The 12,728-nt window shown below is 73.4% G+C and carries 2 protein-coding genes; both read left to right on the top strand.

What is annotated here, in order from left to right:
- Positions 1–48: 48 nt before the first annotated feature.
- A complete protein-coding gene (locus tag JQX13_RS14570; protein WP_203409620.1) occupies positions 49–7,167 on the top strand; it encodes a type I polyketide synthase in 7,119 nt (2,372 codons plus the stop codon).
- Positions 7,164–12,716, top strand: a complete 5,553-nt coding sequence (locus JQX13_RS14565; RefSeq protein ID WP_203409619.1) for a type I polyketide synthase — start codon at positions 7,164–7,166, stop codon at positions 12,714–12,716. The genes JQX13_RS14570 and JQX13_RS14565 overlap by 4 nt, the downstream gene beginning before the upstream one ends.
- The last annotated feature ends 12 nt before the right edge of the window (positions 12,717–12,728 follow it).

Here is a 12,728-nt window from a genome sequence, read left to right as displayed (position 1 = left end):
CCCCGCGTGCGCCGCCACGGGTCCGCTCCGCCGTAACGAGAGGTCGTCATGAGACGGGAAGCGTCCCTGTCTTCTCCCGAAGAGCTCCAGAGCTGGTTGGTTTCCCTCGTGGCGGAGCGAACCACGCTGCCCGCCGGGAGCATCGACATCCGCGAGCCGCTCAGCCGCTACGGGCTGGACTCCGCCGGGGCCCTGGAACTGCTGGCCGAGCTGTCCCGGGCCGTGGGCCGTCCGCTGCCCGCCACGTTGCTCTGGGAGTGCCCCACGCTCGAGGCGCTGAGAGACCACCTCTCCGGCACGCGGAGCGGCCCCGAGCCGCAGGCCGTCGAGCCGGAGGCCGTGGCCGCGAGCCAGGAGCCCATCGCGGTGATCGGCCTGGCGTGCCGCTTTCCGGGAGCGCCGGACGCGGCGGCCTTCTGGCGCCTGCTGCGCGACGGGGTGGACGCCGTCACCGAGGTGCCCCGGGAGCGCTGGGACGTGGACGCCTTCCATGACGCGGACCCCGCCGCGCCCGGGAAGATGAACACGCGCTGGGGAGGGTTCATCGACGGGGTGGACCGCTTCGAGCCCCAGTTCTTCGGCATCTCGCCCCGCGAGGCGCTCGACATGGACCCGCAGCAGCGGCTCGCGCTGGAGGCGGCGTGGGAGGCGCTGGAGGACGCGGGGCTCGCGCCGGGCACGCTCAAGGGCAGCCGCACGGGCGTCTTCTTCGGCGCCATGTTCTGCGACTACGGGCGGTTGACGGGCGCCGGGGGCGTCTCCACCACCTCGCACACCGCCACGGGGCACGACGCGAGCATCATCTCCGCGCGCGTCTCCTATACGTTGGGCCTGCAGGGGCCCAGCCTCGTCGTCAGCACCGCCTGCTCCTCGTCGCTCGTCGCGGTGCACCTGGCCTGCCAGAGCCTGCGCAATGGCGAGTCCACGCTGGCCATCGCCGGCGGGGTGAACCTGGTGCTCGCGCCCCAGAGCACGGTGGCCATGGCCAAGTTCGGCGGCCTGTCGCCGGACGGCCGCTGCTTCGCCTTCGACGCGCGCGCCAATGGCTACGTGCGGGGCGAGGGCGTGGGGGCGGTGGTGCTCAAGCCGCTCTCCCGCGCGCTGGCGGATGGGGACACCATCCACTGCCTGGTGCTCGGCGGCGCGGTGAACAACGACGGGGCCAGCAACGGCCTCACCGCGCCCAACCCCCGCGCGCAGGAGGACGTGCTGCGCCGGGCCTGGGCGCAGGCGGGCCTCGCCCCCTCGCGGGCGCACTACGTGGAGGCGCACGGTACGGGCACCTTCCTGGGGGACCCCATCGAGGCGCGCGCCCTGGGCGCCGTGCTGGGCCAGGGCAGGCCCCCGGAGCGTCCCCTGCGGCTCGGCTCCGTGAAGAGCAACATCGGCCACCTGGAGGCGGCCGCGGGCATCGCCGGCCTCATCAAGGTGGCCCTGTGCATGCGGCATGGGGCGCTCCCCGCCAGTCTCCACGTGCAGAAGCCCAACCCCCACATCCCCTTCGAGGAGCTGGGGCTGAGGCTGCAGCGCGCCCTGGAGCCCTGGCCCCAGGGCGAGGAGGAGCCCGCCACGGCCGGCATCAGCTCCTTCGGCTTCGGCGGGACGAACTGCCACCTGGTGCTCCAGCAGTGGCGCGCGCGGGAGGCGGAGCTGTTCCCGCTGGCCGCGGGGAGCGCCGGGACGCTGCGGGAGAAGGCGCGGCGTCTGCTGGGCACCCTGGGCTCCGCCGAGGGCCAGGCGCCACTGGCGACCCTGTGCCACACGGCGCGGAGGCTGGGGGCGGGCGCGCACCGGCTGGCGGTGACGGTGCGCTCGCGCCAGGAGCTGGAGCGGCACCTGTCCGCCTTCGTGGCCGGAGAGCCGCGGGCGGGGCTGTCGGTGGGCGAGGCCACGACGCGCGCCCCGCTCGTCTTCGTCTTCTCCGGACAGGGCGGCCAGTGGCCGGGCATGGGCTGGAGCCTGCTGCGCGACGAGCCGGTGTTCCGCGCGGTGCTCGAGCGCTGTGACGGGCTCATCCGCCAGCACCTGGGCTGGTCCCTGCTGGAGGAGTTGGCGGCGCGGGGCTCGCGCTCGCGGCTGCACGAGGCGCTCTTCGGCTGGCCCGCCACGGTGGCGCTGGAGCTGGCCCTGGCGGAGCTGTGGCGCTCCTGGGGCATCCAACCGGACGCCGTGCTCGGCTACAGCATCGGCGAGGTGGCCGCCGCGTACGTGGCCGGGTGTCTGGGCCTGGAGGACGCCATGCGCGTCATCTGCGCGCAGGCGCGTCTCATCCACCGCACCCGGGGCCAGGGCGCCATGGCGCTGGTGTCGCTCTCGTGGGAGCGGGCGGGCGAGGCGCTCGTTGGAAACGAGGAGCGCGTATACCGCGCCATCCATGCCTCTCCCGAGGCGACGGTGCTCTCCGGCGAGCCCGAGGCGCTCGACGGGGTGGTGGAGTCCCTGCTCGGCCGCGGCGTCTCCTGCTGGAAGGTGAGCACCAACGTGCCGGCCCACACCCCCCGGCTCGAGCCCATGCGGGAGGAGCTGCGCGAGGCGCTCCGGGACGTGCGCTCGGGCCGCGCGCAGCTGCCGCTCTACAGCGCCGTCACCGGCACGCGGCTGGACGGGACGCCGCTGGACGCCGACTACTGGGCCGAGCACTTCACCCGCCCCGTCCGCTTCTCCCAGGCCCTGGAGGCACTCGCCGGGCAGGAGACGGCCTCGTGTTTCCTCGAGCTGGGGCCCCACTCCACGCTCAAGCACGCCATCGGCGCCACGCTCGCGCGCGCCGGACGGGAGGCCCGCGTGCTCCCCTCGCTGCGCCGGGGCGAGGACGGACAGGTGGTGACGCGCGACACGCTCGGGGCCCTGTACACGCTGGGCCACCCGGTGCGCTGGAGCGCCGTGCTGCCCCCGGAGGTGCAAGAGGACTCGTGGCCCCTGGTGGTGTCGCTCTGTGGAGACGCGGCCCCCGAGGCCGAGCCGGACGAGCCCACCCCGTGCGTGCTGCCGCTGTCCGCGCGCGGCGGAGAGGCGCTCACCGCGCTGGCCCGCGCGTACCAGGAGCGGCTGGCCGGGGCCACCGAGCCGCGGGACGTGGCCTTCTCCGCGGGCGCGCACCGCGCCCACCACGAGCACCGGCTGGCGGTGGTGGGCCGCTCGCGCCGGGAGGTGGGCGCGGCGCTCGAGGCCTTCCTGCGCGGTGAGCGTCCCTCCTCCGTGCACGTGGGGCCTCCCGTGGTGGGCGGGCGCCGCAGGGTGGTGTTCGTGTTCTCCGGCCAGGGCTCGCAGTGGGTGGGCATGGGGCGGCGGTTGCTCGCCACGGAGCCGGTGTTCCGCCGCGTCCTCGAGGCCTGCGATGCCCTGCTGCGGCCCCTGTCGGGCTGGTCCCTGCTGGAGGAGCTGGCCGCCGACGAGGAGCGCTCGCGTCTGCAACAGACGGAAGTCACCCAGCCCGCGCTCTTCGCCCTCCAGGTGGCGCTGGTGGAGCTGTGGAAGTCCTGGGGCGTGGTGCCCGACGCCGTCCTGGGCCACAGCATCGGTGAGGTGGCCGCCGCCCACGTCTCCGGGGCCCTGGGCCTGGAGGAGGCGCTGCGCGTCGTCCACCACCGCGCCCGCCTCATGCAGCGGGCCACCGGCCAGGGGAGGATGGTGGCCGTCGAGCTACCCGCCCCGGCGCTGGCCCCCTTCCTCGCGGGACGGGAGCGGCGCCTGGCCCTCGCGGCCATCAACGCCCCGTCCTCGTGCGTGCTCTCGGGAGACCCGGAGGCCATGGAGGAGGCGGTGGCGCGGCTGGAGCGCCAGGGCGTGGCGCACCGGTGGCTGCGCGTGGACTACGCCTTCCACAGCCCGCAGATGAATCCGCTCCAGGACGAGCTGGCGCGGGCGCTCGACGGACTGCGGCCCGGGCCCGCGACGGTGGCGCTCTACAGCACCGTCACCGGCACGCGCGTGGCGGGCGAGGAGCTCGGCGCCGCGTACTGGGCGAGGAACATCCGCGAGCCCGTCCTCTTCGCCGACGCCGTGAATGGCGCGCTCGATGACGGCCACACCGTCTTCCTGGAGGTGGGTCCGCACGCGGTGCTCTCGCACAACGTGCTGCGGTGTCTGGAGGAGCGCGGGGTTCAGGGGCAGGCCATCGCCTCGCTGCGGCGGGGACAGGACGAGGCGCGCACGCTGCGGGAGGCACTGGCCGCGCTGTACGTGCGGGGCTGCGAGGTGGACTGGAGGCGCGTGTACCCCGGAGCGCGCCACGTGCCGCTGCCCACCTACCGCTGGCAGCGGGAGCGGTACTGGCCGAGCCCGCGTGCGGAGCGGAGCCAGCGGGCGCCGGGCGGTGGACACCCGCTGCTCGGAGCGCGGCTGTCCGTGGCGGCGCTGCGTGGGGCGCGTTGCTGGGAGCAGACGCTGAGCCTGGAGGCGGTGCCCTACCTGGGGGACCACCGGGTGCAGGGCGAGGTGGTGGTGCCGGGCGCGGCGTACCTGGAGCTGGGACTGGCGGCGGGCTCGGCGGCATATGGAAATGCGCCACTCGCGCTGGAGGCCGTGTCCTTCCAGCGGATGCTGACACTGCCCACGGAGGGCGAGCGCACCGTGCAGGTGGTGCTCGCCGACAAGGAACCCGGCCTGGCCACCTTCGACGTGTACAGCGCGCGCGAGGGAGCAGGGGAGGGCGACGCCTGGCTGCATCATGCCTCGGGCCTGCTGCGCCGGGGTGAGGCCAGCACCGGGCCGGTGCCTTCCGAGCCCTCGCCGGACACGCTGCGCGCTCGGCTCCCCTCCCACTGGAGCGACGCCGAGCACTACCAGCACATGACGGCCACGGGGCTCGGGTACGGCGACGCCTTCCGGGGCGTGCGGGCGCTGTGGCGGAGCCCGGACGAGGTGCTGGGCCGGGTGCGCCTGCCCGAGGGTGTGACGTCGCGGCTCGCGGCCTACCGGCTCCACCCGGCGCTGCTGGACGCGTGCATCCAGGTGGTGATGACGCTGCTCACGGCGCCCGGGGAGGAGACGGCCGGGGCGGGGGAGACACTCGTCCCCGTGGGAGTGGAGTCGCTGCGAGTGCACCGGCGCCCGGAGCGCGAGGTGTGGGCGCTCGCACGGCGGGTGCGGACGGACGGCACTGGCGAGCGGTCCCTGGCGGCGGACCTGCTGCTGCTGGACGAGGCGGGCGGAGTCCTCGCCGAGGTGCGGGGCCTGCGGGTGCGGCGGCTGGAAGGCGGAGTGGGCACGCGCCCCGCGGGCGAGGAGTGGCTGCACACGCTGGAGTGGAAGCGTCACGAGGGCGCCCCGTCCGAGCAGGCGCCCACGGGTGAGGGCGCGTGGCTGGTGTTCTCGGACACGGCGGGCACGGGCGACGTGCTGGCGGAGCTGCTGAAGGCGCGTGGCCAGCACTGCGTGAGGGTGGTGGCCGCCGGGCGCTACGAGAAGCGGGAGCCGGACCTCTTCCAGGTGGATGCGACGTCGCCCGAGGACTACCGCCGGGTGCTGAAGGAGGCCTTTGGCGAGACGGGCTGCCGGGGCGTGGTGCACCTGTGGAGCCTGGACGTGGGCACCGCCACCCGCGCGGAAGACCTGGAGCGGGCGCGCGAGTCGGGCAGCCAGAGCGCGCTGTACCTGGCGCAGGCGCTGATCCGCCGGGGGTGGCGGGACACGCCGAGGCTGTGGCTGGTGACGCGAGGCGCGCACGCGGTGAAGCCGGGCGAGGACGTGGCCGTGGCGCAGGCGCCGCTGTGGGGCTTCGGCCGGGCGCTGGCGCTCGAGCACCCCGAGCTGCAGACCACCCTGGTGGACGTGGAGGGCGAGGACGCCCGGGCCCGGAGCCGCGCGCTGCTCACCGAGCTGGACGCGGCGGACGGGGAGACGCAGGTGGCATGGCGCGAGGACGCCCGGTACGTGGCCCGGCTGGTGCGCGGCACGTACGAGGCGCTGGGTGGCGAGCCGGTGCAACTGAAGGCCGAGGCCACCTACCTGCTCACCGGTGGCCTGGGAGGACTGGGCCTGTCGGTGGCGAAGTGGATGGTGGAGAAGGGCGCGCGTCACCTCGTGCTCATGGGACGCGGCGAGCCCACCGGGGCCGCGCGCGAGGTGCTCCAGGAGCTGGAGAAGGCGGGAGCCCGCGTGGTGGTGGAGCGCGCGGACGTCTCCCGGCGCGAGCAACTGGAAGCCGTGTTCGCGCGGATGGAGAAGGAGCTGCCGCCGCTCGCGGGCGTGCTGCACGCGGCGGCGGTGCTCGAGGACCGCACGGTGCTGGAGATGGACGGCGAGCGCTTCTCCCGGCCCCTGGCGCCCAAGGTCCTGGGCGCGTGGAACCTGCACGCGCTCACGGCGGACAAGGCGCTGGACTTCTTCGTCCTCTACTCGTCGGCGGCGGCGCTGCTGGGCTTCCCCGGCCAGAGCAACTACGCGGCGGCCAACGCCTTCATGGACGCGCTGGCGCACCACCGGCGGAGCCAGGGCCTCGCGGGCCTGAGCCTCAACTGGGGCGCCTTCTCCGACGTGGGCATGGCGGCGGCGCAGGCCAACCGCGGCGAGCGCCTGTCGTACCGCGGCGTGGGGAGCCTCCAGCCGGCGCAGGGCACGGCGGTGCTCGAGCGGCTGCTGACCGGAGGCGCCGCGCAGGTGGCGGTGATGAAGCTCGACGCGCGGCAGTGGCTGGAGTTCTACCCGAACGCCACCGCGCCCCTGTGGGCGGAGCTGCTCGCCGAGCAGGAGAAGGCGAAGTCCCACGAAGCCCGGAGCGTGCGCCTGCGCGAGACGCTGTCCAACGCCGGGCCCGAGCAACGCGCGGCCCTGGTGGAGGAGCACCTCGCCGAGCAGATTGCCCAGGTGCTGGGGCTCGAGGCGTCGAAGCTCGACCGGCTGCGGGCCTTTGGCGAGCTGGGACTGGACTCGCTGATGAGCCTGGAGCTGCGCAACCGGCTCGAGGCCAGCCTGGGGCTGAAGCTGTCGGCGACGCTGCTCTTCACCTACCCGAACCTCGCCGCCCTGGCCCACCACGTGGTGGACAAGCTGGAGCTGCCCACCGGGTCCACCCCGGCCCCTGCCACCGCGCCCACCGCGCCGCTCCAGGGCACGCCGGAGGACACGGCGGGCCTGGCCGCCACGGTGGAACAGATGTCCGACGAGGAAGCGGAGCGGCTGCTGCTCGCGAGCCTGGATTCCATTTCAACGGAGTTGCGGAAATGAGCGATGCGTCGTCGATGTCGTCCGTCAAGCGGGCGCTCCTCGCCGTGCAGGAGATGAAGGCCCGGCTGGATGAGGTGACGCGAGCCCGGACCGAGCCCATCGCCATCATCGGCCTGGGCTGCCGCCTGCCGGGGGGCGCCTCGACACCCGAGGCCTTCTGGAAGCTGCTCGAGAACGGAGTGGACGCCGTCACCCGGATTCCTCCGGAGCGCTGGCCCACCGGGAGCGACGAGGACGCCACCGAAGCCGAGCAGCGCGCCCTGCGCTGGGGTGCCTTCCTGAAGGAGCGGTTGGAGCTGTTCGATCCGGACTTCTTCGGCATCTCGCCGCGCGAGGCGGTGCTGTTGGATCCACAGCAGCGGCTGGTGCTCGAGGTGGCGTGGGAGGCGCTGGAGCGCGCGGGCATCGCCCCCGAGCAGCTCATGGGCTCCACGACGGGCGTGTTCCTCGGGCTGATGACGGATGACTACAAGCAGGCGTGCTACGCCGACCCCGAGCAGCACGACGTCTACACCTTCACGGGCAACGGGCACTGCTTCCCGCCGGGGCGGCTGTCGTACGTGCTGGGCCTCCAGGGGCCGAGCATGGCCGTGGACACCGCATGCTCCTCGTCGCTGGTGTCGGTGCACCTGGCCTGCCAGAGCCTGCGCAGCGGCGAGAGCTCCCTGGCGCTCGCGGGCGGCGTGAGCCTCCACGTGTCCCAGACGACCATGCGCGTGGTGGCGAGGACCTCGGCTCTGTCGCCGGATGGGCGGTGCATGACGTTCGACGCGCAGGCCAACGGCTACGCGCGCGGCGAGGGCTGCGGCATCGTCGTCCTCAAGCGCCTGTCGGACGCACAGAAGGACGGGGACCGCGTTCTCGCCGTCATCCGTGGCTCGGCGGTCAACCAGGATGGCCGCTCCACCGGCCTCACGGCGCCCAACGCCCTGGCGCAGAAGGCCATGCTGAGGACGGCGCTGGAGAACGCGCGCGTCTCGCCCTCGGACATCACCTATGTCGAGACGCACGGCACCGGCACCTCGCTGGGAGACCCCATCGAGGTCGAGGCCCTCACCGAGGTGATCGGCCAGCCGCGCGAGGACGGCTCGCGGTGCGTGTTGGGAGCGGCCAAGACGAACGTGGGCCACCTGGAGGCCGCGGCGGGTGTCACTGGCCTCATCAAGGCCGTGATGTCCATGCAGCACGAGGCCATCCCGGGCAACCTGAACTTCAAGCGGCTCAACCCTCGCATCAAGCTGGAGGGGACACCGTTCGTCATCCCCACGAAGAAGCAGGAGTGGAAGAAGGGAGGGAAGCGCCGCTTCGCGGGCGTGAGTGGCTTTGGCATGAGCGGCACCAACGCGCACGTGATTCTGGAGGAAGCTCCGGACACCGAGCCGCTCGCCGCCGAGCAGTCGCCCACCGAGCGCGTCCTCACGCTCACGGCGCGCACGGCTCCCGCGCTGGAGGCCCTGGCACGCGAGTACGTGAAGTATCTCGGCCCCGAGGGAGAAGGTCAGCCCTGGAGCGAGCGCGACATCGCCTTCACCGCCGCCCAGCGCCGGACTCATTACAAGCAGCGCCTCGACGTCGTCGGCCGGAGCAAGCAGGACTGGCGTCGGGCCTTGGAGGCGTACCTCGAGGGTGAGCAGCCGGGTGGCGTCTCGCGTGCCGAGGTCACCAACGACAAGCCCAGGGTCGTCTTCGTGTTCCCGGGTCAGGGCTCGCAGTGGGAGGGCATGGGCCGCAAGCTCCTCCAGCAGGAGCCCGTCTTCCGCGCCGCCCTCGAGGAGTGCGACGCCGCCATCCGCGAGGAGACCGGCTGGTCCCTGCTCGAGGAGCTTCAGGCGAGCGGCGAGCAGTCCAAGCTCGACCGCATCGACGTCATCCAGCCCGCCCTCTTCGCCATGAGCGTCGGCCTCGCCGCCCTCTGGAAGCACTGGGGCGTTCAGCCCGACGCCGTCATCGGCCACAGCATGGGTGAAGTCGCCGCCGCCTACGTCGCCGGTGCGCTCAGCCTCCAGGACGCAGCCAGCATCATCTGCCGCCGCAGCAACCTCATGCGCCGCCTCAGTGGCAGGGGCGCCATGGCCCTCGTCGAGCTCTCCCTGGAGCAGGCTCGCGAGGAGGTGAAGGGCCTCGAGCAGAAGCTCTCCGTCGCCGTCAGCAACGGTCCTCGCGCCACCGTTCTCTCCGGTGAGCCCCAGGCGCTGGAAGAAGTCATCCAGAAGCTCGAGAAGCGCGGAGTCTTCTGCCGCCGCATCAAGGTGGACGTCGCCTCCCACAGCCCGCAGATGGACGAGATTCGCGACGAGCTGCTCGGCGCCCTCTCCAGCGTGAAGGGCCTGGCGCCTCGCATCACCCTGCAGTCCACCGTGGTGGGCCGTCCAGTGGCGGAGGGCGAGCTCTCCGCCAACTACTGGGTGAGCAACCTGCGCGAGCCCGTCCTCTTCGCCCAGGGCGTGGACCAACTTCTAAAGTCGGGCCACGACGTCTTCCTGGAGATGAGCCCTCACCCCATCCTCCTGCCCTCCGTCCAGGAGGCGCTCGCGGACACGAAGAGCAAGGGCCTCGCGGTGGCCTCGCTGCGCCGCGAGCAGGATGACCGCCGTGTGCTGCTCGAGTCGGTGGCCGCGCTCCACACCCACGGCCTGTCCGTGGACTGGAAGCAGGTGAACGGCGAGCAGGGCCAGACGGTGCCCCTGCCCACGTACCCGTGGCAGCGCGAGCGCTACTGGCTCGAGGAGACGAACGCGGTGCCGCTGATGCGCGGGCCCGCGGCGCAGCCCGGGGAGAAGGAGCATCCGCTGCTGGGCCGGCCCTTCTCGCTCTCGGTGCTGCCGGGGATGCACGCGTGGGAGAAGGCGGTGAGCACCACGACGCCCGCCTACCTGACGGACCACCGGGTGCGGGGCGAGGCGGTGATGCCGGCGGCGGCCTACGTGGAGATGGGGCTGGCGGCTGCCGCGGCGGTATTCGGGCAGAAGCCCTACGTGCTGGAGGGTGCGAGCTTCGAGCGGATGCTGGCGTTGCCGGCGAAAGGAGCGCGCACGGTGCAGGCGGTCCTCACCGAGCAGCAGGGCGGCGAGGCGACCTTCCAGGTGTCCAGCCAGCCCGAGCCGGGCGCGGCGTGGGTGAGGCACGCCACGGCGAAGCTGCGGCTCCAGGAGGCCGGGAAGGAACCGGCGCGAGGCGAGGAGCCCCGGCGGATCCGCGAGCGGTGCACGACGCCCATCGCGGTGGCCGGGAGCTACGAGTCGCTGCGGGCACAGGGGCTCGAGTACGGGCCGGCCTTCCAGGGTGTGGAGGAGTTGTGGAGAGGTCCGGGCGAGGTCCTGGGCCGGGTGCGCATACCGGAGGGGCCGGCCACGAAGACGGCGGGGTACCAGCTGCACCCGGCGCTGCTGGACGCGTGCTTCCAGGCCTTCGGCGTGCTGCTGCCCTCGATGGACGAGGCGGGCGGTGAAAGACAGACCTTCATCGCGGCGGGCCTGGAGTCCCTGCGAGTCCACGGCCGTCCGGAGCGCGAGGTGTGGGCGCATGGCCGGCTGCGTCCGGCGGAGCGGAACGCGAGGGCCTACCTCTGGGATGTGTCGCTGCTGAGCGACGCGGGACAGGTACTCGCCGAAGTGAGCGGCCTGCGGGTGCAACGCCTGGAGGGCGGAGTAGGCACGCGCCCGGTGGGCGAGGAGTGGCTGCACACGCTGGAGTGGAAGCGCCACGAGGGCTCCCTGTCCGAGCAGGCACTCACGGGCGGAGGGACGTGGCTGGTGCTCTCGGACGCGGCGGGCACGGGCAACGCGCTGGCGGGGCTGCTGGAGGCACGAGGCCAGCGCTGCGTGAAGGTGGTGGCCGCCGAGCGCTACGAGAAGCTGGAGCCGGGCCTCTTCCAGGTGGACGCGGGCTCGCCCGAGGACTACCGCCGGGTGCTGAAGGAGGCCTTCGGCGACACGGGCTGCCGGGGCGTGGTGCACCTGTGGAGCCTGGACGCGGGCACCAGCACGGAAGACCTGGAGCGCGCATGGCGGCGAGGCAGCCAGAGCTCGCTGTACCTGGCGCAGGCGCTGATCCGCCGGGGCTGGCGGGACATGCCGGGGTTGTGGCTGGTGACGCAGGGCGCCCACGCGGTGACGCGAGGAGACCGGGTGTCCGTGGCGCAGGCGCCGCTGTGGGGCTTCGGCCGGGCGCTGGAGCTGGAGCACCCGGAGCTGCGCACCACGCTGGTGGACGTGGAGGGCAACGACGCGAAGGCCCGGGCGTGGGCGCTCGTGGCGGAGCTCGGGGCGGGTGACGGGGAGACGCAGGTGGCGTGGCGAGAGGACACCCGGTACGTGGCCCGGCTCGCGCGCGGCACGTACGAGGCACTCGGTGGCGGGCCGGTGGAGCTGAAGGCCGACGCCACCTACCTGCTCACCGGGGGCCTGGAGGCGCCGGGCGTGACGGTGGCGAAGTGGATGGTGGAGAAGGGCGCGCGCCACCTCGTGCTGCTGGAGCGGGGCGAGCCCTCCGGGGCCGGGCGCCAGGTGCTCCAGGAACTGGAGAAGGCCGGAGCCCGCGTGGTGGTGGAGCGCGCGGACACGTCGAAGCGCGAGCAGGTGGAGGCGGTGCTGAAGCGGATGGCGGAGAACCTGCCGCCGCTCCGGGGCGTGCTGCACGCGGCGTGGGCCACCGGCAACCACCCGGTGCTGGAGCTGGACGGCGAGCGCTTCAGCGGGCCCATGACCGCCGGAGCACGCGGCGCGTGGAACCTGCACGCCCTCACGGCGGACCGGCCCCTGGACTTCTTCGTCCTGCACGCCTCGGCGGTGTCGGTGCTGGGCCTGCCCGGGCAGAGCCACCACGCGGCGGCCCACGCCTTCCTGGATGCGCTCGCGCACCACCGGCGGAGCCAGGGCCTCACGGGCCTGAGCCTCGACTGGGGCGCCTTCGCCGAGGGGACGCGCGAGGACCGGGCCTCGACCGGACCGCTGGAGGTCATCGACCCCGAGCAGGGCACGGCCGTGATGGAGCGGCTGCTCCCGGGCCCGGCGGCGCAGGTGGGGGTGATGCGGCTGGAGGCGCGGCGTTGGGTGGAGTTCTACCCGAGCGCCAACGCGTCGGCCTGGTCCGAGCTGCTCCGGGCCCAGGAGAAGAGCCGCGCGCAGGAGCCGGGAGCCTCGCGCTTCCGCGAGTCCCTGCTGGCGGCACCCGCGGCCCGGCGTCAGGCGCTGCTGGAGGAGCACCTGGCCGGACAGATGGCTCGCGTGCTGCGGCTGGAGGCATCGCGAATCGATCGGCTGCGGGCGCTCGGCGAGCTGGGGTTGGACTCGCTGATGAGCCTGGAGCTGCGCAACCGGCTCGAGGCCAGCCTGGGACTGAAGCTGTCGGTGACGTTGCTGTTCACCTATCCGAACCTCGCCGCGCTCGCCGAGTACCTGCTCGGGGAACTGGTCCCGGCCTCCGCCGCCGCGGAGCCACCGCCCTCGCGGCCGGCCGATGACGCCACGTCGCGCATCACCGAGCAGGTGGAGCAGCTCTCGAAAGACGAGCTGCTCGAGTTCTTCGACAAGTCATTTGGAATTGCCTGATTGGGATTGAAA

The organism is Archangium violaceum (genome assembly GCF_016859125.1).
Lineage (GTDB): Bacteria > Myxococcota > Myxococcia > Myxococcales > Myxococcaceae > Archangium > Archangium violaceum_A.
This window is presented reverse-complemented; position numbering and strand designations above follow the sequence as displayed.